Source organism: Bradyrhizobium sp. HKCCYLRH1034, assembly GCF_051168375.1.
In the GTDB taxonomy this organism is placed as follows: Bacteria; Pseudomonadota; Alphaproteobacteria; order Rhizobiales; family Xanthobacteraceae; genus Bradyrhizobium.
This window is the reverse complement of record NZ_JBNPUW010000013.1, coordinates 22,442-42,271: the sequence shown is the minus strand read 5'-3', so window position 1 is coordinate 42,271 and position 19,830 is coordinate 22,442. Positions and strand designations below refer to the sequence as shown.

Below are 19,830 nucleotides of genomic sequence, written 5' to 3'. Positions count from 1 at the left end.
TCATCGCGAGCGAAGCGATCCAGAGCCACGACGAAGGACTGGATGGCTTCGTCGCTTCGCTCCTCGCAATGACGCCTCGGGAGAACGGAGACCAAGCATGCAGCAGCGCAACGCCACCGTCGCGGTCGTCGGGGCCGGCGACTACATCGGCGCCGAGATCGTCAAGAAGTTCGCGTCCGAAGGCTTCACGGTGTTCGCCGGCCGCCGCAATGGCGACAAGCTCGCGCCGCTGGTCGCGGAGGTCGAGAGCGCCGGCGGGCGGATCGTGGCGCGCTCGCTCGATGCCCGCAAGGAGGACGAGACCACCGCCTTCCTCAACGACGCCGACAAGCATGCGCCGCTGGAGGTCGTGATCTTCAATGTCGGCGCCAACGTCAATTTCCCGATCCTGGAGACCACCGACCGCGTGTTCCGCAAGGTCTGGGAGATGGCGTGCTGGGCCGGCTTCGTCACCGGCCGCGAGGCCGCCCGGCTGATGCTGCCGCGCGGCGGCGGCAAGATCTTCTTCACCGGCGCGACCGCGTCGCTGCGCGGCGGCGCCGGCTTCGCGGCCTTCGCCTCCGCCAAGTTCGGCCTGCGCGCGGTGGCGCAGGCGATGGCGCGCGAACTGATGCCGCAGAACATCCATGTCGCTCATCTGATCATCGATTCCGGCGTCGACACCGCCTGGGTGCGCGAGCGCCGCGCCCAGCTCTGGGGCGAGGAGGCGCTGGACAATCCGGACCTGCTGATGCCGCCGTCCTCGGTTGCCGGCGCCTATTGGCAGCTCTACCAGCAGCCGAAGAGCGCCTGGACCTTCGAAATGGAGATCCGGCCGTTTGGCGAGAAGTGGTAGGGGCGATAGGGAGTGGCGAGTAGCGAATGGTGGCCATCCCTATTCGCCACTCGTCATTCGCCACGCGCTTCGTCATGATGCAGCCTTGCTAACGGAGAGACCCCCATGCGTATCCTCGTCGTCGGCGCCGGCGCCATCGGCGGCTATTTCGGCGGCCGGCTGCTGCAGTCCGGAGCCGATGTCACGTTCCTGGTCCGCCCGCGGCGCGCGGCTGAACTCGCCAGCGCCGGCCTCGTGATCCGCAGTCCGACCGGTGACGTCACGTTGCCCAATCCGCGGACGGTGCAGGCGGATGGTTTGAAGCAGCACTTCGACGTCGTCCTGCTGAGCTGCAAGGCCTTCGATCTCGACGACGCGATCGGCTCGTTTGCACCGGCGGTGGGACCTGACACCGCGATCATTCCGATGCTCAACGGCATGAAGCACCTCGACGTGCTCGACGCCAGGTTCGGGCGCGCGCGCGTGCTCGGCGGGCTCTGCGCCATCGCCGCGACATTGAACGAGCAGCGCGAGGTGGTGCAGCTGCAGCCGATGCAGTCGCTGAGCTTCGGCGAGCGCGACGGCGGGTCGTCGGAGCGCGTCCGCGCGATCTTCGAGATCTTCCAGCGCGGCAATTTCAATGCGTCGGCCAGCGAGAACATCATGCAGGACATGTGGGAGAAGTGGGTGTTCCTGTCCTCGCTCGCCGCGTCGACCACCTTGATGCGCGGGCCGGTCGGCGTGATCCTGACCGCGCCGGGCGGCAAGGATTTCCTGCTCGGCATGCTCGACGAATGCAGCGCCACCGCTGCGGCCGCCGGCTACCCTCCGGCTGGCGCCTTCTTCCAGCGTGTCTCCGGCATGCTCACGGCGGAGGGATCACCGATGACCGCCTCGATGTTCCGCGATCTCCGCGCCGGCCTGCCGGTCGAGGCCGATCACGTCATCGGCGATCTCGTCGCCCGCGCCGATGCCGCCAAGGTCCCGGTGCCACGGCTGCGCATCGCCTATACCCAGCTCAAGGTCTATGAGGCACAGCGGGACAAGTAGCTCTTGGTGTCGCCTCGGTGTTCGCCGAACCGTTGGTCAGGCACGACGGCGCCACAGACTCCGATGTCGTCCCGGCCTCGCGCCGGGACCCATAGCCACCGCCCGTAGTGAAGCAGGTCAGTCTCACCGACGTCCCTCGATAGCCTCCACGGTATGGGTCCCGGCGCGAGGCCGGGACGACAGTTGTGATCTGGGCGGCGTCCCAGCTACAGATGCGCCAGATAATGCGCGAGCGCCGTGATCTCCTCGTCGCTCAGCGGATAGGCAACATCCGTCATCGCCGCCTGGCTGCCGCCGACGCGCTGGCCGCTCTTGTAGTCGTGCAGCGCCTTGACGAGATATTCCTCGCGCTGGCCGGCGAGCCGCGCCACGCCCTTGGTGCCGGCATAGCTGTCGAGATGGCACGAGGCGCAGCGGCGGCCGGCGGCGGCTTGCGCGCCTTTGGCCGACAGATCCGGATCATTGTCGGGCGGCGCCTTGGCCGGCTGCAGCGAGGCGAAATAGGCGCCGAGATTGCGGATGTCCTCGTTGGTGAGCTGATCGACGATCGGCTTCATCGCCTCGTTCTTGCGTGTGCCGGCGCGGAAGAACACGAGCTGCCACTGGATGAACTGATCCTGCTGGCCGGCGAGCGAGGGAATGTTCTCGGTCTGCGAGATGCCGTTATCGCCGTGACAGCCGGCGCAGAGCTGTGCCTTGGCCTTGCCCGCCTCGAGATCGGCGGCGTCGGCCGGACGCGCCGCAAGCACGAGCATGAGCGCCAGCGCGGCCGCTGCTGCCTGGCACATTCTGGAGGTCCCTGGAGTCATCGCGGGGGTTCTCGCTCCCATCATTGCTATGGCGCGCGGACCGGCCTTCGGTCGATGAGCGGTACCTCGCCCCCGGTCAACGCGCGACTGTCAAAATAGTTGGGGCTGCGGCCGCCGTAAGGCAGCGCGCAGCCCCGCTTTCACGACGAGCTCATTTCTTCTCGTAGCTGATGCGATAGATCGCGCCGGCCCAGTCGTCCGCCACCAGGATCGAGCCATCCTTGGCGAGGATGATGTCGTCGGGACGGCCGAGATAGCCCTGGTCGCCTTCGAGCCAGCCGGAAGCGAACACCTCCTGCTTGGCGTCCTTGCCGTCGGGACCGACGATGACGCGCATGATCCGCGCACCCTGGTACTTGTGCCGGTTCCAGGAGCCGTGCTCGGCGATCAGGATGTTGTTCTTGTACTCCGCCGGGAACTGGTCACCGGTGTAGAACTTCATGCCGAGCGGCGCCACGTGCGCACCGAGGTTCAGCACCGGCGGCGTGAACTCCGAGCACTTGTGACCCATCGCGAATTTCGGATCCGGCATGTCACCCTGATGGCAATAGGGATAGCCGAAATGCTCGCCGATCTTCGAGATCATGTTGAGCTTGTCGCTCGGCAGTTCATCGCTGACCCAGTCGCGCGCGTTCTCGGTGAACCAGTAGCGGCCGGTGCGCGGATCGACGTCGCCGCCGACGCTGTTGCGGACGCCGAGCGCCCAGATCTCGGCATTGCCGGTGCGTGGATCGACGCGGCGGATCTGCGACACCGATGTCGGCGGAATGCCGATGTTGAAGGGCGGGCCGAAGGGAATATAGAACCAGCCCTCCTTGTCGACCGCGATGTATTTCCAGCCATGCGCCGCATAGGACGGCATGTCGTCATAGACGACCTTGCCCTGGCCGAGATTGTCGAGATTGGCCTCGGCATTCTCGTATTTGATCAGCTTGTCGACGGCGATGACGTAGAGATTGCCGTCCTGGAAGGCAAGGCCGGTCGGCATGTTCAAGCCCTTGAGGACCGTCTTGACCTCGCGCTTGCCGCCCTTGTCGCTGATCGCATAGACGTTGCCGAGTCCGAACGAGCCGACGAACAGCGTGCCCTTGTCGCCCCACGCCATCTGCCGCGCGGCGAGCACGCCCGACGCCCAGACCTCCATCTTGAAGCCGTCGGGCAGCTTCACTTGCTTGACGATCTTCGCAAGCTCGGCATCGGAGGCGCCGGTCGGCGGGCCCGATGGCGGCGCCAGCCCCTTCTGCGCCTCGGTCTCGTCACCGAGGAACCAGTCGTCCGGCGGATGCGTCCAGAACTCCTTGGTGCCTGATTCGTATTTCTTCAGGCCCTTGCCCTGATCGGATTGCTGCTGCGCGCCGGCGATGCTGGTGCCGGCGAGAAGACTGATTGTTGCAAGCGCAAGAATGCTTCGGTGAAAAGCCGATGTCATCGCTTCACTCCCATGAGGCAGCTCATGTGGCTGCGTCTACTATTCGGAACGTATCTGAAGACGTCCTTTGGCCGACCACACCAGTGGTCCTGCTCGAAAATGGTAGCACATCCTGAGCGGGTGAGAAGCGGATTGCTGCCAGGTTCGCGCGAGGCTCAAGAGATGCCGTTCCACTCATCTCATACTGGATGCGCATGCCCATGCTCACGCCTGCGCCGCATCGGCGATTGTCCGCCACGCGGCACGGGCCTGCCGCCATGCGCTGTATTCATATGCTCCGATCGGCCCGACGATTGGCGCGCGCTTGAACACCCGATAGGATCGGAACAACCGGCTGCGACCGTTCACCGCGCGGCAATGAGATCAAGTCGACAGGATCGATGAATGTCCGAGCGTTTCCCTGTGTCCACGCCGAAGGCCGGTGCCGGCGTTCTCGAGCTGCTGCGACGGTTTGCAGCCGATCCGACAGCGGCCACCGCCTATGGCGAAGATTGCCTGAAGAAGACGCAGGCAATCGAACCGCGGCTGAAAGCATTCGAATATCTGCCGCGGGATGTCGCTCCAAAGACCGGCCCGCTCGGTGGAATTCCCGTCGCCATCAAGGATATCATCGCCACCTCGGACATGCCGACCACCAACGGCTCGCAGATCTACCGCGATCACGTGCCGGATGCGGACGCCTGGGTGGTCGAGCGACTGCGCAATCTCGGCGCAACCATCTTCGGCAAGACGGTCTCCACCGAATTCGCCTGGCGTCATCCAGGTCCGACCGTCAATCCATGGAACCCCGAGCACACGCCGGGCGGCTCATCGTCCGGATCGGCCGCGGCCGTTGCGGCCGGCCTGGTCCCGCTCGCGCTGGGCACGCAGACACTCGGCTCGGTGATCCGACCGGCGGCCTTCAACGGCGTCGTCGGCTTCAAGCCGAGCTTCGGCGCGATTCCACGCGTCGGCGTGCATCCCCTCAGCCCGTCGCTCGACCATGTCGGCTTCTTCGCCCGCCGCGTCGACGACGTGGCCTTGGCCCTCTCTCTGCTGGCCGGCACCAGCGCCGATGATCGCCACGGCCGGCCGCTGCCGGGCTTCACCGTCGACATCGACCACGGCCCCACACCGCTCCGCACGCCACGGCTTGCGGTGGTGCGCTTCGCCAAATGGGAGCGCGCCGAGGCCGAGCAGAAGGCGGTGTTCGAATCGGTCGTCGACAAGCTGCGCAGCGCCGGCGCGACGATCGACGAGATCGAACTGAGAGAGCTCGACGCGGTGAACTGGGATGCGATCACCACGATCATGCTCAGCGAGGCGACCACGATCTTCTCCGATCTGATCGCGCGCTATCCCGACCGGGTCAGCGAGGTCATGAAGGGCCACGTCGAGAGCGGGCGAAGCAAGACGGCCATGGAATATCTCGCCGCGAAGGCGGCCCAAGCCCTCAGGCAGAAGGCGCTCGCCGCTGAGCTCGACGGCTTCGACGCAGTGCTCACCTTGCCAGCCTTCGGCGAAGCGCCGCGCGGCCTGGATTGGACCGGGGACGCCGAATATTGCGCCCCTTGGACCTTCGTCGGAGCGCCGGCCATCTCCTTGCCGGCCGGGTTCGGCAACAACGGCCTGCCACTGGGCGTGCAGATCGCCGGCCCCTATCGCAACGACCTCCACGTGCTCCGCGTCGCGAAATGGGCCGAAGCGGTGCTGGCGTTCGATCCCGGCGTGCCGCTCCTGGCGCGCTGATCGCCGCCACGACCCCCGAGCAAGGATGCCGCCGCGCCACGAGGGCCTCCTCCGACAAGCCCAGTGGCGGGTTTGCGGCCAGCGCTGTAAAACGGTCACATGACAATCACAGACATCGCGAGCAGAACCTATAATCACGGTTGGCGCCTCGACCCGATCGTGCGCAGCCTGCTCGACACCGACTTTTACAAGTTGTTGATGCTGCAGATGATTCGGGAGTTCTACCCGAGTCAGCAGGTGACATTCTCGGTCATCAACCGGACCCGGCGGGTGCGGCTCGGCGACGTCATCGACGAGGGCGAATTGCGCGCCCAGCTCGACCACGCCCGCACCATCCGCTTCGCCAAGAAGGAGCTGATCTGGCTGGCCGGCAACACCTTCTACGGCAAGACCCACATGTTCTCGCCGGAGTTCATCGCCTGGCTCGCCAATTTCCGCCTGCCCGAATACGAGCTGCGCAAGTCCGACGGCCAGTACGAGCTGCATTTCCACGGGCCCTGGACCCACACCACGATGTGGGAGATCCCGGCGCTCGCGATCGTCAACGAGCTGCGCTCGCGCCAGGCCATGAAGGGCCAGGGCCGGTTCGCGCTCGACGTGCTGTTCGCCCGCGCCAAGGCCAAGCTGTGGGCCAAGGTGGAGCGGCTGCGCAAGCTCGAGGGGCTGCGGCTGTCGGATTTCGGCACCCGCCGCCGCCACGGCTTCCTGTGGCAGCGCTGGTGCGTCGAGGCCGTCAAGGAAGGTCTCGGCCCGTCGTTCACCGGCACCTCCAACGTGCTGCTGGCGATGGACAACGACCTCGAGGCCATCGGCACCAACGCGCATGAGCTGCCGATGGTGGCAGCGGCGCTCGCCAAGGACGATGACGAGCTGCGCTTCGCGCCCTATCGCATTCTCGACCAGTGGCGGCAGACCTACGCAGGCAACCTGCTGATCGCGCTGCCCGACGCATTCGGCACCAAGGCCTTCCTGCGCGACGCACCCGACTGGGTCGCCGACTGGACCGGCTTCCGTCCCGACAGCGCGCCACCGATCCAGGCCGGCGAGGAGATCATCGCCTGGTGGAAATCGAAGGGGCGCGATCCCAAGCAGAAGCTGCTCGTGTTCTCCGACGCGATGGACGTCGAATCGATCGAGCAGATCCATCATCGGTTCTCCGACCAGGTGCGGCTGTCGTTCGGCTGGGGCACCAACCTGACCAACGATTTCGTCGGCTGCTCGCCGGACGGCTCGGTCGACCTCGATCCGATCTCGCTGGTCTGCAAGGTGACGTCGGCAGACGGGCACCCCGCCGTGAAGCTGTCCGACAACCCGGAGAAGGCGACCGGCGATCCCGCCGAGATCGCCCGTTATCTCCGCGTGTTCGGCGATGCCGGCCGGGTGCGCACGCCGGTGGTCGTCTAGGTCGCCGACAGCCCACGGCAATTTCTCTTTCCTGCCACGATTCTTGTTCCTGCTTTGTTCGAAATGCGGTAAAATCGTCGCACGAGCAGATCGGGTGACAGGAGATCGTTGGCATGCGTCGGGTGATCGGCCGAGTTGGACAGCTGCTGTCTGCAACCATCCTTGTCGTCGGCGCGATCCTGATCTCGACCGGGCCCGCTGCCGCCGACAAGCGGGTGGCGCTGGTGATCGGCAACGCCATCCACGAGCACGCACCGCTGCTGGACGAGCCGGCGGCGGATGCCCGGCTGATCGCCGACAGCCTGTCGCGGCTCGGCTTCACCCTGAGCGGCGGTGCCGCGCAGATCGACCTCGACAGGCGAAGCTTCGATCGCGCGCTTGCCGAGTTCAAGGGCCGGATCGCCGACGCCGACGTCGCGCTGATCTATTATGCCGGCTATGGGCTCAACCTGGGCGGCGCCGATTATCTCGTCCCGGTCGACGCGGCGCCGGCGACAGCTGCGGATCTCAAGACCGAGCTGCGCGACCTGACTGCGATTTTGCGCGAGCTGGGCGGATCGAGCCCCCGGCAGAACGTGATCATTCTCGACGCCTTCCGCTCCAATCCGTTCGCCGGGCGCGGCATCGCCGGTCTTGCCGCCGGCCTCGTCCCGGTCGACGTTTCCGCACGGACCGTGATCTCCTTTGCCGCACGGGCCGGGACGGCGGGACAGCGCGGCCCGGACGGTCACGGCGTGTTCGCCGCCGCCCTTGCAGAGGCGCTGCAGCAGCCAAGCCAACGCCTGATCGAGACCTTCAACCAGACCAATGCGGCGGTGGAGCGTGCCACGGGCGGAGCGCAGCAGCCGCTCGTGATGTTCACGTCGATCGACGGCGGCGCTCAACTGAGCGCCGCTGCGGCAAAGCCGGCGCAGCCCGCTGGCCCCGCCGCCGCCCGGAGCAGCGCTCCCGTTTCGAGCTCGACCGCATCGTCCGACGTGGCAGATGCGCGGACGCCCGGACTTGCCGTGCTGTATGATGAGGATCTCTCCGACCCCAAGGGTAAGCGCTATTCCGGCTCGGTCACCTGGCGGACGGAGACGGTCAAGAACGCACAATCGGGACGGCCCACGCCGGTGATCCGTGGCGAGATCGACATTCCCGAGCGCAAACTGAAGGTCAGCCTGCAGTTGCGCCGCAACGACGATCCCAGCCTGCCGGCCAGCCATGTCGCCGAGCTCACATTCAGGCCCGCTGCCGATTTCGTCGGTGGCGGCATCAGCAGCGTCCCAGGAATGCTGATGAAGACGGATGAGAAGTCGCGCGGGACGCCGCTTGCCGGGCTTTCCGTCAAGATCACCGAAGGTTCGTTCCTGGTGGGCTTGTCCAACGTCGAGGCCGATCGCGCGCGCAACGAGGAGCTTCTCGCACGGCGCGAATGGTTCGACATCCCGGTCGTCTATGCGAACCAGCGCCGGGGCATCCTCGCAATCGGCAAAGGTCCCAGTGGAGATCGGGTATTCGCCGACGTGCTCGCGGCCTGGGACAAATCCCCGCCGACAAAATGATGAGGTACGAGACGAAGGAACAACGGAGCGAAATTTTTGGAGCGGGCGAAGGGGTTCGAACCCTCGACCCCGACCTTGGCAAGGTCGTGCTCTACCACTGAGCTACACCCGCATCCGTGACGCCTTGGCGGCGTGGCCGCCAGCGACGGGCAGACCTATGCCAAATGCCGCGGACGAATGCAACAGGTCTGCGACAGGTTTCGTACGCCGGCGACGTTCAAATTTTAGCGGCCGGGACCGGCCGAACCGGGCTGAGACCTGCCCATCACCGGACCGCGATGGGCGCTGATTGAAATTTCCAGCTGGACCGCCACTTAAAGTGAAAGAAAACGTGTATTGAGGCGCGGCGGCGGCCGGTTCCCGGTCGCCGTTCATCGGAATTTTTCGGACGAGGGACCCCGTGACCATTGTTGAGCAGGGCGGCGGACCGGCGCCGCAGGTGCCGGATCTGATCAAGGACACCACGACGCAGAGCTTCGTGAAGGACGTCATCGAGGAATCGAAGCGGCAGCCGGTCCTCATCGACTTCTGGGCGCCGTGGTGCGGACCGTGCAAGCAGCTGACGCCCATCCTGGAAAAAGCCGTCAAGGCCGCCAAGGGCAAGGTCAAGCTGGTCAAGATGAACATCGACGAGCATCCGGCCATCCCTGGCCAGATGGGCATCCAGTCGATTCCGGCCGTGATCGCGTTCGTCGGCGGACGGCCCGCCGATGGCTTCATGGGTGCCGTGCCCGAGAGCCAGGTCGCCGCCTTCATCGAAAAGATCACCAAGGGCGTTCCCGGCGCCGGCGAGCCCGACATCGCCGAAATCCTCAAGGAAGCCGAAGCGGTTCTCGCTGAAGGCGATGCGGCCGGCGCGGCCGAGATCTATGCCGAGGTGCTCGCGATCGATGCCGCCAACATCCCCGCGATCGCCGGGCTTGCGAAGTGCCAGGTCGAGCTCGGCGCGATCGACGAGGCCAAGCAGACGCTTGCGATGGTCCCGGACGCCAAGCGTAGCGATTCCGCGGTCTCCGCCGTGCAGGCCGCGATCGATCTGGCAGAGCAGGCCCAGTCGCTCGGGCCGGTCGGCGAACTCGAACAGAAGGTCGCCGCCAATCCGCTCGACCACCAGGCGCGTTTTGACCTGGCGACCGCACTGAACGCCGCGGGCAAGCGGAAGGAAGCCACCGACCAGTTGCTCGAGATCGTGAAGCGTGACCGCAAATGGAACGAAGACGGCGCGCGCAAGCAGCTCGTGCAGTTCTTCGAAGCCTGGGGCGGCGCCGACGAGGCCACCATCGAGGGCCGCAAGCGGCTGTCGACGATCCTGTTTTCGTAACCCGGCTGGACGGGACGCGCGCTCGTTCCAGCGGACACGAGGTATCGCATGCCGATCAATGCCGAATATCGCGGTCCCGCCGAGCTGCCGGAGATCGTTCCGGTGTTTCCGTTGGCGGGAGCCTTGCTGCTGCCGCGCGGCCAAATGCCGCTCAACATCTTCGAGCCGCGTTATCTCGCGATGGTCGACGATGCGCTTCGTGACGGCCATCGGCTCATCGGTATGATCCAGCCCGACGTCACGCACTCCTCCAGCGAGGAGCGCCCGGTGCTATTCAAGGTCGGCTGCGTCGGCCGGATCACGCAGCTCGCCGAGTCCGGCGATGGCCGCTACATCCTTGAGCTCACCGGCGTGTCCCGCTTCAAGGTGGTCGAGGAAATGACGGTGCTCACGCCCTATCGGCAGTGCAAGGTCGATTATTTCCCGTTCGTCGATGATTTCACGGCGCGCAAGGGTGAAGACGCGGTGGACCGAGAAGCGCTGCTCGCGGTTCTCACCGACTTCCTCAAGGCGAACAATCTCAAGGTCGACTGGGCCGGCATCGAAGCGGCGCCGAACGAAGCGCTCGTGAACGCGCTGGCGATGATGTCGCCCTATGGTCCGGCGGAGAAGCAGGCGATGCTCGAGGCGCCGGACCTGAAGACCCGCGCCGAAATCCTCATCGCCGTGACCGAGATGGATCTCGCCAAGAAGCGGACCTCGGGCGATCCGCCGCTGCAATGATCACTCGGCGGGAGCCGCGCGCGGCGCTGGCGGGGCCGCCGTCAGGCGCATCAGTGCGATGGTGGTGACGATCACCCCGATGTAGACTGCGAGCTGCATCGCGGTAGGCTGATCCGTATAGCCGATCAGAGCCTTGAGCGTCCGCCCGGCGACGCCACGCTCGGGCAGAACCGCGCTCGAATCCCACACCACATGGTCGAACGTTGTCAGCCAGTTGGCGCGGGCGAGAAAGAACACCGCCTGCGCGGCCATTCCCGCCGACAGCAGGGTGATCAGCACGGTGGTGGTCTTGAACAGCGCGCGCGGCGGGATGCGCATCAGGCCGAGATAGGTCGCGAGACAGACGGCAACGCCGAGCAGCAGGCCAAGGACGCCGCCACCGAGTAGCGCCCGCCCGCTGCCGTCGCCGGAGGCCGCCACCCCATAGAGAAACAGCGCGACCTCGCTGCCCTCGCGCAACACGGCGATGGCGATCACGGTCGCCAGCGCGACCAGCGGCTTGGCGCCGTCTGCCACCGCTTGGCCCATCGTCCGCAGCTCGGTGCTCATCTCGCGGCCGTGCCGGGCCATCCAGACATTGTGCCAGGTCAGCATGATCACGGCAGCCGACAGGATCCCCGCATTGAACAATTCCTGCCCCATGCCTTCAAAGAGCTGCGTCAACGTTCCCGCGAACGCCGCGACGATGCATGCGCCGACCAGGCCGGCAAACAGCCCCGCGCCGATCCAGCGCAGGCGATGCGGAACCGCGCTGGTGACGGCAAGCACGATACCGACGATCAGGCCGGCTTCGAACACTTCGCGGAAGACGATGATCAGGGCGGCGAGCATGGGATCTGGACCTATTGGACGTTGACGAAGCCGCGGGCCTTTTCGTTGAAGTCATTATAGAACTCGTAGCGCCCGGACTTCATGGCGCGGACGTTGAGCACCGCCTCGCTGTTGGCCGCGATCACCTTCTCGACCTTCAGGGTCTCGCTCTCGAACTCGATGGCCTTGCCCTCCATGTTCCGGACGCGGATGGTCAGCGGCGCGTCCGCGGGAACGGTCGGCTCCTTGGGCTCGAATTGACCGTTGGCATAGGTGAGGCAGATCTCGCTCGATCCCCCGGCGTGCGCCTGCGCTGCCATCAACAGCATGCCGACGCTTCCACCTACGACGACCAACTTCCGCACCACGTCGACCAACATCGATCCGTCCCCTCTCCTATCCAGACAAGCAAATCGGAGAACGGTTGTGCGCCCGGATCGATGTCGACGCCGGGCACCCGTTCGCGACGACGAACAGCTAAGCGGCTCGTCGCCGTGTCTGCAAAGAGACTCCTTCTAAGTTGGAACCATTCTTGGCGAATGTGTCGTGGCAGTGGCCTCGCGGTGAACGGAGTGCGGCCGAACAGCAGTTGAGGCGACGCGGCGGTTACGGAGCGTCGCGATGCCTTCCTCTCGCCGGGTACGTGGCGGCGCTGCGGTGGACCGGGATTCGCCGCGTCAGTAGCCGGCGATGGCGAGACTGACTACGCCGGCGAGCATGACCCAGCCGAAATGCCGCCCGCGCGTCGCGAGCGCATTGGCGCCTGCGGCGAAAGCGAACACGACGATGACCGTGGTCACCGTCCAATGCCGCGCCGACTCCGACGTCATTTGCGGGGCGACGGCGAGCAGCACGCCACAGCCGATCCACGCCACCGTGCCAGTCTGCCAGACCAGCCGCAGCAGGGTTCGCAGCCGCTCCGGCGAGATGGTGGCACGCGCGAAAACCGTCGTCTCGCCGAGCACGCCGTGGATCACGGCGACGGTGATCGCCATCAGCCCCGCGGTCACGAGCAGCGCATCGCGCATGGCACGCCTCCATACAGTTATGTATGGACAATGCACGAAGCCCTGGCGGTCGTCAATACAGCTGTGTATGGTCGTCTCATGGTGACGACATGACCGATCAGCTCTCGGCCGACGATTGGCTGACACAGGGATTGAAGGTGCTGGCCAGCCGGGGCTTCACCGCGCTGAAGGCGGAGCCGCTGGCGAAAGCCTTGGGCGTGTCGCGCGGCAGCTTCTACTGGCATTTCGCCGATGTGGCCGGGTTTCACGCGGCCCTCCTCAAGAAGTGGCGGGAGATTGCGGCCGAGCAGATCATCACCGGGGTGGAGGCGAACGCCGGCGACCAGCCGGCCATTGCCGTGCTCCTCCGCCGCGCGTTCAACGTCAAGCTCACCCTGGAGCGCGCCGTGCGCAACTGGGCCGGATCCGACCCCGCCGCGCGGCAGGCTGTCCAAGCCATCGACAGGCGCCGGCTGGGCTATGTCGAGAGCCTGCTTGCAGCCGAGGGACTAGTGCCGGCGATCGCGCGCGCACGCGCCCAGGTGCTGTACTGGACCTTCCTCGGCCACGCGCTGTCGGATCGGCCGTTGCCGGCCGAGCAACTGGACGCGGTCATCGACGAGCTGATCCGGATCGCCCGGCACATGCCTTGAAGCACGACAAGCGAGCGGACGTTATGCTACAGAGGCGCCCGCCGGAGACCCTTGCCATGAACGCCCCGCTCGAACGCCCCGCCAATTCCGTCGATCCCAAGCTGCTCGAGATCCTGGTCTGCCCGATGACCAAGGGCCCGCTGGAATACGACGCGGCGAAACAGGAGCTGGTCTCGCGGTCGGCGAAGCTCGCCTACCCGATCCGCGATGGCATCCCGATCATGCTGCCCGAGGAAGCGCGGAAGATCGACTGACCGATGCGGCCCGTCGTGATCCGCTGTGCGCTCGCCGTGGCGCTGATGGCCCTCGCTTCGGGGGTCTCGGCCGAGGAGAGCGCCGTCCGCATTGGCGCACTCGACGCCGTCCTGACGACGCCAGCGGGTGTCGAGCGCCCGCCGGTGGCGCTGCTGATCGCCGGCTCCGGGTCGACGGACCGGGATGGCAATGGGCCGCAGCTCAAGCCGGCGACCTTGAAGAAGCTCGCCGAGCAGCTCGCCACCCAAGGCATCGCCAGCCTGCGCTACGACAAGCGCGGCGCACGCGGCTGGAAGGCGGAGTTCGGCAAGCCGGAGGACTTCCGCTTCAAGGACTACGTCGACGACGCCGCCGCGCTGGTCGACTTCCTGCGCGGCAAGTTCGCCCGCATCGTTCTCGTCGGCCACAGCGAGGGCGGCCTGGTCGCCATCCTCACCGCCCGCCGCACCCCGGTCGACCGCCTCGTGCTGCTCACCACATCGGCGCGGCGGCAGGGCGACCTGTTGAAGGCGCAGCTCGAGAAGAAGCTGCCGGCCGCGAAGATGGAGCCGGTCGCCAAGGCGATCGACGCCATCATGGCCGGGCAGGTCGTGGACCCGCCACCGCCCGAGCTGCCGGTCGCACCGAGCATGCAGCCCAGCATCGGCTCCGCCTTTGCCGAGGACCCGATCGATCCACTGAAGCAGCTCACGATCCCGATTCTGATCGTCGGCGGCGCCCGCGACCACCAGATCGCACGCCTCGACATGGTCGCGCTCGCCGCCGCCGCACCGGCCGCCAAGTCGCTGTGGCTGCCGGAGATGAACCACGTCCTGGTCGACGTCGCCAACGAGGACGAGAACCTCGCCTCCTACAACGACCCCGACCGTCCGCTCGACCCCGACATGGTCGAGGCCGTCGCCGGCTTCATCGCCGCCGCAGGCCCGCGCTGAGCTCTTTGTTCGAGCATGATCTCCGCGCAAACGCCTTCGGCGTTTGTCGCGAGGGAAGACCGGTTCCCGTTTTTCCGGATCATGCTCTACAGCGCCTCACCCTTCAGCAGCCGTGGCATCTCTCCGGTGAGGCCCGCGGCCTGCTTGATGAACAGCTCCTTCAACGGCGGCGCGCGATCGACGATGCCAAGGCCGATGTCGCGCACGGCCCGCAACAGCGTCGACTTGTTCGAGAACAGGAAGTTCAGCGAATTGGTGGCAACGCCCATCGCCATCGTGTCGAAGCGGCGCCAGCGCTGGTAGCGTTCGAGGACATCGACCTGCCCCGGATCGATCCCCATTCTTGCCGCATCGACCACGACCTCGGCCAGTGCGGCGACGTCTTTCAGCCCCATATTGAGCCCCTGCCCCGCGATGGGGTGGATCACATGGGCGGCGTCGCCGACCAGCGCGAGCCGCGGCGCGATGAACGAGCGGGCGACGAAGTAGGACAGCGGAAAAGCGCGCGGCTGGTCGAGCACCTTCAACTCGCCGAGATGCAGACCCGCGCGCTTCTCCAGCTCGGCATGGAATTCATCCGCGCTGAGCGCGACGAGGCGCTTCGCCTCGGCGCGCCGCTCGGTCCACACCAGCGAGGAGCGCTTGCCGGTCAGCGGCAAGATCGCGAATGGTCCGGGCGGAAGAAAATGCTCCTCGGCGCGGCCGCCATGGTCGCGTTCATGACCGATGGTCGCGACGATGCCGGACTGGTCATAGTCCCAGCCATGGGTCTGGATGCCCGCGCGCTCGCGCAGCTTCGAACGCGCGCCGTCAGCGGCCACCAGCAGGCTCGCCTCGAGCTGGCTGCCGTCGCCCAGAGTCACCGCGATGCCGTCGGCCCGCGTCACGAAGCCGGTCACCGGCATCGCCTTGAGCTCGACGCCTGCGGCCTCCGCATGCCGCACCAGCGCGTCGATCAAGAGCCGGTTCTCGACCATGTGCGCGAACGGCTCTCCGGCCTCGACCTGGCCCGCGAACGTCAGGAACGACGGGCGGGTCGCGTCCTCGAGCTTGGAATCGGTAATGACCATGTCGAGGATCGGCTGCGCCTGCGGCGCCACGTCCGCCCAGACCCCGATCGCATCGAACAGCTTGCGGCACGCCGCGACGATGGCGCTGGCGCGTGGATCGCGGCTCGGCCGGTTGGCGAGCGCCGGATCGGCCACGATCACCGGCACTTCGGGACCGAGCCCCTGCCGAAGCGCGAGCGCGAGCGCCAAGCCGGCAAAGGCCCCGCCACAAATGACAATGCTTCGCTGTGTCGTCATGCCACCCTGCTCACAGTTACTCTTGCGGGAGGATTATAGCTGGGCGAAACAGGGGCGTGAACCAAGGGCTGCCACCCGAGGCCATCAATTCCGGATGCCTGATCCCGCGAGAACGGGACCGGAGCGGCCGGCCGAGCCAGCGAAAGCACCACGCCATGTCCAAGGGACTGATCGACCTGATCTCGATCCTCGATCTCGAGCCGATCGAGGTGAACCTGTTCCGCGGCAACAGCCCGAAGACGAGCTGGCAGCGCGTGTTCGGCGGCCAGGTGATCGGCCAGGCGATGATGGCGGCGTGCCGCACCGTCGAGGGCCGACTGCCGCATTCGCTGCACTGCTACTTCATCCTGCCCGGCGACCCGCAGGTGCCGATCATCTACCAGGTCGAGCGTCTGCGCGACGGCAAGAGCTATGCGACGCGGCGCGTCACCGCGATCCAACACGGCAATGCGATCTTCTCGATCATGGTGTCGTTCCACAGCGACGAGGACAGCGCGTTCAACCACCAGGACAAGATGCCGGACGTGCCGCCGCCGGAGAAGCTGACGGCGGAGGAGATCTCCAAGCAGCCGATGTTTCAGGAAGTCTTCCAAAGGATGCCGGACTTCATCCGCCGCTACTACGAATCCGACCGGCCGATCGAGCTGCGCCCCGTCGAACTGAACCGGTACTTCGGCCAGAAGATCGAGGATGGCCGCATCAACGTCTGGATCAAGACGGCGGCGAAGCTGCCCGATGATCCGGCGCTGCACATGTGCGCGCTGGCCTATGCCTCGGACTTCTCGCTGCTCGACGCGGTCATGGCGCGCTATGGCCGCACCTTGTTCGACAAGCGCATGATGCCGGCCTCGCTGGATCATGCGATGTGGTTTCACCGGCCGTTCCGCGCCGACGAATGGCTGCTTTATGCGCAGGATTCGCCGAGCGCGCAGGGCGGCCGCGGGCTCACCCGCGGCTCGATCTTCAAGCCCGACGGCACGCTGGTCGCCTCCGTTGCGCAGGAGGGCTCGATCCGCGAGCGCCGCGCCTAGCCGCATCACACCGGCTGTGCCGTCCGCGGGACGACCGCGAATTGCGACACGTACCAGGCGCTGTACCAGCGCAGCAGCCACGGGATCGGAATGATCACCGAGCAGCCGAGCACGAACGCGAAGGTGCGCCACAGCACCTGCAGGCCCGAGCCGGTGAACACGACCTCGCGCCGCGTCCCCTGGATGTTGCGGCAGACCCAGCGCATCCAGGCGGTCAGCACCCAGGCCCAGCCGATGACGGTGATGCCCGACACGATCATCAGCAGGTACCAGCCGGCATAGACGACGGGGCTGCCTTCGAAATGGATCGGCAACCGCTCGCCATTCGAGGCGAGGTTGCTCAGCAGCCAGCGCAGCACCATCCAGCCCAGGAACGCCGGGGCAACCAGCGAGATCAGGTTGAGGATCGGCCGGTCGCTGAGGCCGACATAGGCCAGCACGCCCATGGCGATGAAGACGTACCAGATGTCGAGCGGCTGGCCGGTGAAGGTGAGGTTCGGCCGGCCGGGCACCCGCATCCGCTCGATCACGTAGCGGTAGAGATAGACAGCGGTCCAGGGCGTGATCACCACCAGGAACTGGCCGACGACATACAGCAGCGTCCAGCCGAGATAGGACCAGGTGTCCAGCTTGACCGAGAGCGCGCCGCCCGACGCGGGCACGCCGGCCTCGAACGCGGGCGGGACGCCGGGAGAGATGCTCGGCACGCCCGACATCAGGCCGGGAATGCGCCCGGCCTTCTCCCAGCCGGCCATGCCGTCGCTCCACAGCAGCGTCTCGGCCGTGACGACACCCCGGGCGATCAGGTCGCGCAGTTCGTCTTCTGAAATGGGGCCCTGTTGCTGGCCTTGCGCCGCGTAATACCAGGAACGATTCGACATGGGATGTCCTTGAATGGAGGATGGCAGGAAAACGTCTTCAGTCTGTCGGGCGATGTCGCGTTCCGTTCAGTGATATCCGTCACTCCTTGACGTTTTCGCTTAACGCTGCGCTGATTTTGTGCCATTTGCCTAGGAACAGGCCAAAACGGCCATCCCAAGCCTGCCTCCGAAACAGGCTGCTTCTACCTGAGGAAACCAGGGCCCGCCCATGAAGCTCGTCGTCGCGATCATCAAACCCTTCAAGCTCGACGAGGTGCGCCAAGCCCTCACCGCGATCGGCGTCCACGGCATGACCGTCACCGAGGTCAAGGGCTACGGCCGCCAGAAGGGCCATACCGAGATCTACCGGGGCGCCGAATATATCGTGAACTTCCTGCCCAAGCTGCGCATCGAGATCGCGGTCAACTCTGACATCGCCGAGAAGGCGGTCGAGGTGATCACGACGCACGCGCGCACCGGCCAGATCGGCGACGGCAAGATCTTCGTGACGCCGATCGATCATGCCCGCCGCATCCGCACCGGCGAAACCGACACCGACGCACTCTAAGCCCGTCAAGCAGCCGCAACGGCTGCACGCCCGCCGCAACGGCGCGGCGGACTGCAAAATCCTAACATCTGACATGCCGGGGGGACTGTCATGGAGACCAGCGCGTCTCGTAGCCTGCGCGCGTCTGCAGCATTGGCTGCAGCGGGAGCGATTGCCTTCACCACGCCAGCAGCGGCCGCAGCGCCGTCCACGATCGAACCGGCCGACACCGCCTGGATGATCGTCGCCACCGCTTTGGTGCTGATGATGACCATTCCGGGTCTGGCGCTGTTCTACTCGGGCATGGTGCGCAAGAAGAACGTACTGGCGACGATGGCGCAGAGCCTCGCAGCCGTGATGCTGATCTCGATCCTGTGGGTCGCATTCGGCTACTCGCTGGCCTTCGTCGGCGACGGCACCTGGATCGGCTCGCTCGACCGCGCCTTCCTCGCCGGCATGGGCATGGACAGCGTCCATCCCGGCGCCAAGACGATCCCCGAGTCGCTGTTCATGCTGTACCAGATGACGTTCGCGATCATCACGGTGGCGCTGGTGGCGGGCTCGGTCGCCGACCGCATGCGCTTCTCCGCCTACCTCCTGTTCAGCATCGCATGGTTCATCTTCGTCTATGTGCCACTGGCGCATTGGATCTGGGGCGGCGGCTTTCTCGCGCAGGCCGGCGTGGTCGACTTCGCCGGCGGTCTCGTCGTGCATCTCTCCGCGGGCACCGCGGGATTGGTCGCGGCGCTGGTGATGGGACGGCGCCAGGGCTACGGCAGCGAGAACCTCTCGCCGTTCGATCTGTCGCTCGCGGTGGTCGGCACCGGCCTGCTCTGGGTCGGCTGGTTCGGCTTCAATGGCGGCTCGGCTTTGGGCGCGAATGCGCATGCGGTGATGGCGATCCTGACGACGCATCTGGCCGCCTGCGCCGGCGCCGTCACCTGGGGCGCGCTGGAATGGTCGACGCGGCGCAAGCCGTCTGTGCTCGGCATGATCTCCGGCGCGGTGGCCGGCCTCGGCACCATCACGCCCGCGTCCGGCTTCGTCGCCCCCTGGCATGGGCTGGTGATCGGCGCGCTCGCCGGTATCATCTGCTACTGGGCCTGCACCTCGCTGAAGCACCGCTTCAACTATGACGATTCGCTCGACGTGTTCGGCGTCCACGGCGTCGGCGGCCTCACCGGCACCGTGCTGGCCGGCGTGTTCGCGACCGCCGCGATCGGCGGCACGGCGGGGCTGATCGAGGGCAACCCGAAGCAGCTTACGGCCCAGCTCTACGGCGTCGCCGTCACCCTGGTGTGGTCGGGCGGCGTCACCTGGGGGCTCCTGAAGCTGGTCAGCGCCTTCGTGCCGCTGCGGGTGTCGCGTGAGCACGAGCTGGAAGGACTCGACATCTCCCAGCATGGCGAGGCGCTGCAATAGCTGCAGCAATTGACGCCAATTGACCTGTTCGGCGCCGCAGGATTCTGCCCGCGCGCTGAGCAGCATTGTGTCTTGAGCCTGACATGCGCAACTTTTGCGCATGCATGCCCATTCCTTGAGCGCGACGGAATAGCGCAGCCCCTGCTGCCCCTCCCGAGGGGTGAAAAGGCCAGGATTCACC

Annotated in this window: 20 protein-coding genes and 1 tRNA gene; 13 read left to right on the top strand and 8 right to left on the bottom strand. The window is 66.2% G+C overall.

All coding sequences use genetic code 11. The features are described 5' to 3' along the window. The first annotated feature begins 97 nt into the window (after positions 1-97). Both ACQR0W_RS26350 and panE read left to right on the top strand, forming a co-directional pair. Positions 98-835 carry an SDR family NAD(P)-dependent oxidoreductase gene (locus tag ACQR0W_RS26350; protein WP_315750583.1) on the top strand — a complete coding sequence of 246 codons (738 nt, stop codon included), beginning with the start codon at positions 98-100 and terminating at the stop codon, positions 833-835. Positions 836-940: 105 nt separating this feature from the next. Next, on the top strand, positions 941-1,864 hold the full coding sequence (gene panE / locus ACQR0W_RS26345) for a 2-dehydropantoate 2-reductase (RefSeq protein WP_315715862.1): 924 nt from the start codon (positions 941-943) through the stop codon (positions 1,862-1,864). 206 nt (positions 1,865-2,070) lie between these two features. On the opposite strand, the gene ACQR0W_RS26340 is transcribed toward panE, so the two are convergent. Further along, a complete protein-coding gene (locus tag ACQR0W_RS26340) occupies positions 2,071-2,652 on the bottom strand; it encodes a c-type cytochrome (RefSeq protein WP_316169966.1) in 582 nt (193 codons plus the stop codon). Positions 2,653-2,824: 172 nt separating this feature from the next. Next, positions 2,825-4,102 carry a PQQ-dependent sugar dehydrogenase gene (locus ACQR0W_RS26335; protein WP_315715860.1) on the bottom strand — a complete coding sequence of 426 codons (1,278 nt, stop codon included), beginning with the start codon at positions 4,100-4,102 and terminating at the stop codon, positions 2,825-2,827. A gap of 384 nt (positions 4,103-4,486) precedes the next feature. Between ACQR0W_RS26335 and ACQR0W_RS26330 the strand changes: the two genes are divergently transcribed. The 3 genes from ACQR0W_RS26330 to ACQR0W_RS26320 all read left to right on the top strand — a co-directional run bounded on the left by ACQR0W_RS26330 (position 4,487) and on the right by ACQR0W_RS26320 (position 8,781). After that, positions 4,487-5,830 (top strand): amidase, encoded by a 1,344-nt coding sequence (locus tag ACQR0W_RS26330; protein WP_316169967.1) that lies wholly within the window; start codon positions 4,487-4,489, stop codon positions 5,828-5,830. A 99-nt stretch (positions 5,831-5,929) separates the two neighbouring features. After that, the gene (gene pncB, locus ACQR0W_RS26325) at positions 5,930-7,234 is read left to right on the top strand and encodes a nicotinate phosphoribosyltransferase (RefSeq protein WP_315715858.1); all 1,305 of its coding nucleotides are present in this window, start codon (positions 5,930-5,932) and stop codon (positions 7,232-7,234) included. Positions 7,235-7,347: 113 nt separating this feature from the next. Continuing rightward, positions 7,348-8,781: a caspase family protein gene (locus ACQR0W_RS26320; RefSeq protein WP_316169968.1), complete on the top strand. Its 1,434-nt coding sequence runs from the start codon at positions 7,348-7,350 to the stop codon at positions 8,779-8,781. 37 nt (positions 8,782-8,818) lie between these two features. Here the strand turns inward: ACQR0W_RS26320 and ACQR0W_RS26315 are convergent. Then, positions 8,819-8,893: transfer RNA gene (locus ACQR0W_RS26315), tRNA-Gly, on the bottom strand. Positions 8,894-9,181: 288 nt separating this feature from the next. Between ACQR0W_RS26315 and trxA the strand changes: the two genes are divergently transcribed. Beyond that, on the top strand, positions 9,182-10,102 hold the full coding sequence (trxA, locus tag ACQR0W_RS26310; protein ID WP_316169969.1) for a thioredoxin: 921 nt from the start codon (positions 9,182-9,184) through the stop codon (positions 10,100-10,102). Positions 10,103-10,150: 48 nt separating this feature from the next. Next, complete coding sequence (locus ACQR0W_RS26305; RefSeq protein ID WP_315715855.1) at positions 10,151-10,825, top strand: LON peptidase substrate-binding domain-containing protein; 675 nt, start codon at positions 10,151-10,153, stop codon at positions 10,823-10,825. Here ACQR0W_RS26305 and ACQR0W_RS26300 read toward each other — a convergent pair whose 3' ends face one another. The 3 genes from ACQR0W_RS26300 to ACQR0W_RS26290 form a co-directional block, all read right to left on the bottom strand. Continuing rightward, the gene (locus ACQR0W_RS26300) at positions 10,826-11,656 is read right to left on the bottom strand and encodes an FTR1 family iron permease (protein WP_315750577.1); all 831 of its coding nucleotides are present in this window, start codon (positions 11,654-11,656) and stop codon (positions 10,826-10,828) included. Positions 11,657-11,667: 11 nt separating this feature from the next. Then, entirely contained in the window at positions 11,668-11,964 is a 297-nt protein-coding gene (locus tag ACQR0W_RS26295) for a cupredoxin domain-containing protein (protein WP_315715853.1), read from the bottom strand. A gap of 348 nt (positions 11,965-12,312) precedes the next feature. Continuing rightward, positions 12,313-12,663 (bottom strand): hypothetical protein, encoded by a 351-nt coding sequence (locus ACQR0W_RS26290; protein ID WP_316169970.1) that lies wholly within the window; start codon positions 12,661-12,663, stop codon positions 12,313-12,315. A gap of 89 nt (positions 12,664-12,752) precedes the next feature. Between ACQR0W_RS26290 and ACQR0W_RS26285 the strand changes: the two genes are divergently transcribed. The 3 genes from ACQR0W_RS26285 to ACQR0W_RS26275 are packed head-to-tail and all read left to right on the top strand — an operon-like array spanning position 12,753 to position 14,482. Continuing rightward, positions 12,753-13,295: a TetR/AcrR family transcriptional regulator gene (locus tag ACQR0W_RS26285; protein ID WP_315715851.1), complete on the top strand. Its 543-nt coding sequence runs from the start codon at positions 12,753-12,755 to the stop codon at positions 13,293-13,295. A 56-nt stretch (positions 13,296-13,351) separates the two neighbouring features. Beyond that, on the top strand, positions 13,352-13,549 hold the full coding sequence (locus ACQR0W_RS26280; RefSeq protein ID WP_006613415.1) for a Trm112 family protein: 198 nt from the start codon (positions 13,352-13,354) through the stop codon (positions 13,547-13,549). 3 nt (positions 13,550-13,552) lie between these two features. Beyond that, positions 13,553-14,482, top strand: a complete 930-nt coding sequence (locus ACQR0W_RS26275; protein WP_316169971.1) for an alpha/beta hydrolase — start codon at positions 13,553-13,555, stop codon at positions 14,480-14,482. Between the two features lie 86 nt (positions 14,483-14,568). Here the strand turns inward: ACQR0W_RS26275 and ACQR0W_RS26270 are convergent, their stop codons facing one another. After that, entirely contained in the window at positions 14,569-15,789 is a 1,221-nt protein-coding gene (locus ACQR0W_RS26270; RefSeq protein ID WP_315715849.1) for a ubiquinone biosynthesis hydroxylase, read from the bottom strand. Between the two features lie 155 nt (positions 15,790-15,944). Between ACQR0W_RS26270 and tesB the strand changes: the two genes are divergently transcribed. After that, positions 15,945-16,820 (top strand): acyl-CoA thioesterase II, encoded by an 876-nt coding sequence (gene tesB, locus ACQR0W_RS26265; protein WP_316186418.1) that lies wholly within the window; start codon positions 15,945-15,947, stop codon positions 16,818-16,820. A 5-nt stretch (positions 16,821-16,825) separates the two neighbouring features. Here the strand turns inward: tesB and ACQR0W_RS26260 are convergent, their stop codons facing one another. Then, a complete protein-coding gene (locus ACQR0W_RS26260) occupies positions 16,826-17,701 on the bottom strand; it encodes a DUF4339 domain-containing protein (protein WP_315750571.1) in 876 nt (291 codons plus the stop codon). Between the two features lie 208 nt (positions 17,702-17,909). Between ACQR0W_RS26260 and ACQR0W_RS26255 the strand changes: the two genes are divergently transcribed. Both ACQR0W_RS26255 and ACQR0W_RS26250 read left to right on the top strand, forming a co-directional pair. After that, positions 17,910-18,248, top strand: a complete 339-nt coding sequence (locus ACQR0W_RS26255) for a P-II family nitrogen regulator (RefSeq protein WP_172112996.1) — start codon at positions 17,910-17,912, stop codon at positions 18,246-18,248. A 90-nt stretch (positions 18,249-18,338) separates the two neighbouring features. Next, the gene (locus tag ACQR0W_RS26250) at positions 18,339-19,649 is read left to right on the top strand and encodes an ammonium transporter (protein ID WP_316186419.1); all 1,311 of its coding nucleotides are present in this window, start codon (positions 18,339-18,341) and stop codon (positions 19,647-19,649) included. The last annotated feature ends 181 nt before the right edge of the window (positions 19,650-19,830 follow it).

What these genes read in the sequence shown, in the direction of transcription:
- ACQR0W_RS26250 (WP_316186419.1), top strand. Translation starts at nt 18,339, where the DNA reads ATGGAGACCAGCGCGTCTCGTAGCCTGCGCGCGTCTGCAGCATTGGCT.
- ACQR0W_RS26350 (WP_315750583.1), top strand. Translation starts at nt 98, where the DNA reads ATGCAGCAGCGCAACGCCACCGTCGCGGTCGTCGGGGCCGGCGACTAC.
- ACQR0W_RS26340 (WP_316169966.1), bottom strand. Translation starts at nt 2,652, where the DNA reads ATGTGCCAGGCAGCAGCGGCCGCGCTGGCGCTCATGCTCGTGCTTGCG.
- ACQR0W_RS26260 (WP_315750571.1), bottom strand. Translation starts at nt 17,701, where the DNA reads ATGTCGAATCGTTCCTGGTATTACGCGGCGCAAGGCCAGCAACAGGGC.
- ACQR0W_RS26320 (WP_316169968.1), top strand. Translation starts at nt 7,348, where the DNA reads ATGCGTCGGGTGATCGGCCGAGTTGGACAGCTGCTGTCTGCAACCATC.
- ACQR0W_RS26255 (WP_172112996.1), top strand. Translation starts at nt 17,910, where the DNA reads ATGAAGCTCGTCGTCGCGATCATCAAACCCTTCAAGCTCGACGAGGTG.
- ACQR0W_RS26335 (WP_315715860.1), bottom strand. Translation starts at nt 4,102, where the DNA reads ATGACATCGGCTTTTCACCGAAGCATTCTTGCGCTTGCAACAATCAGT.
- ACQR0W_RS26285 (WP_315715851.1), top strand. Translation starts at nt 12,753, where the DNA reads ATGACCGATCAGCTCTCGGCCGACGATTGGCTGACACAGGGATTGAAG.
- ACQR0W_RS26330 (WP_316169967.1), top strand. Translation starts at nt 4,487, where the DNA reads ATGTCCGAGCGTTTCCCTGTGTCCACGCCGAAGGCCGGTGCCGGCGTT.
- pncB (WP_315715858.1), top strand. Translation starts at nt 5,930, where the DNA reads ATGACAATCACAGACATCGCGAGCAGAACCTATAATCACGGTTGGCGC.
- ACQR0W_RS26295 (WP_315715853.1), bottom strand. Translation starts at nt 11,964, where the DNA reads ATGCTGTTGATGGCAGCGCAGGCGCACGCCGGGGGATCGAGCGAGATC.
- ACQR0W_RS26280 (WP_006613415.1), top strand. Translation starts at nt 13,352, where the DNA reads ATGAACGCCCCGCTCGAACGCCCCGCCAATTCCGTCGATCCCAAGCTG.
- ACQR0W_RS26275 (WP_316169971.1), top strand. Translation starts at nt 13,553, where the DNA reads ATGCGGCCCGTCGTGATCCGCTGTGCGCTCGCCGTGGCGCTGATGGCC.
- ACQR0W_RS26300 (WP_315750577.1), bottom strand. Translation starts at nt 11,656, where the DNA reads ATGCTCGCCGCCCTGATCATCGTCTTCCGCGAAGTGTTCGAAGCCGGC.
- ACQR0W_RS26270 (WP_315715849.1), bottom strand. Translation starts at nt 15,789, where the DNA reads ATGACGACACAGCGAAGCATTGTCATTTGTGGCGGGGCCTTTGCCGGC.
- panE (WP_315715862.1), top strand. Translation starts at nt 941, where the DNA reads ATGCGTATCCTCGTCGTCGGCGCCGGCGCCATCGGCGGCTATTTCGGC.
- ACQR0W_RS26290 (WP_316169970.1), bottom strand. Translation starts at nt 12,663, where the DNA reads ATGCGCGATGCGCTGCTCGTGACCGCGGGGCTGATGGCGATCACCGTC.
- tesB (WP_316186418.1), top strand. Translation starts at nt 15,945, where the DNA reads ATGTCCAAGGGACTGATCGACCTGATCTCGATCCTCGATCTCGAGCCG.
- ACQR0W_RS26305 (WP_315715855.1), top strand. Translation starts at nt 10,151, where the DNA reads ATGCCGATCAATGCCGAATATCGCGGTCCCGCCGAGCTGCCGGAGATC.